This window comes from Dellaglioa sp. CoH-57-MRSF-18 (genome assembly GCF_056781995.1).
Genome location: NZ_JBXAXX010000059.1, coordinates 1 through 535, shown reverse-complemented (window position 1 = coordinate 535; position 535 = coordinate 1). Strand labels below are relative to the sequence as shown.

Here is a 535-nt window from a genome sequence, read left to right as displayed (position 1 = left end):
AAAACAAGGAGAGTAAATATGTTCACGGCAATGAGTATGGTGTGGCTTGTGGCCGGAGTCTTTATCGGTGTCTTCATCAGCGTTGTCTACTGTGCGTTCCACGAGGACCGCATCACCCGGGAAATCCGGGAAGCACGCATGAAGAAGGAGCTGGTCGAAGCGAACCTGTATCTGGCGCGCAAGCAAAAAGAGTTTGCGGAACTGACTGGGAAGGACGTGCAACCCGAACCTGCTAAGCCGGATGACCACGCCAGTGCCGCAGACTGGAGTTCGCGTACGGTACGTATCACCCAGACGGACCGAGACGGTAATACAACGGTGAAAACTCGCAACTATGACGAGCTGACGGACGCGGAGCGTGCGCAATTCGATGAGATGATGCGCAGATTCAACCAGACCATGGCGAATTTCGACAAGACTATGCGAGGCGCGTTTGCATGAAGGCCATAGAGCTTCTTGAACAAGCGCTTCCATACGTGCGTGGCCAGAATGAGGCGCTTGTCCGCAAGATCGAGAAGAAACTGCGGAAAGATGG

The 535-nt window shown here is 54.0% G+C and carries 1 protein-coding gene; it reads left to right on the top strand.

Annotation, left to right across the window (positions count from 1 at the left end):
- Nucleotides 1-441: hypothetical protein (locus AC1RPG_RS08045; RefSeq protein ID WP_481762478.1), on the top strand; the 441-nt coding region annotated here is incomplete at its 5' end.
- Between the last annotated feature and the right edge of the window lie 94 nt (nt 442-535).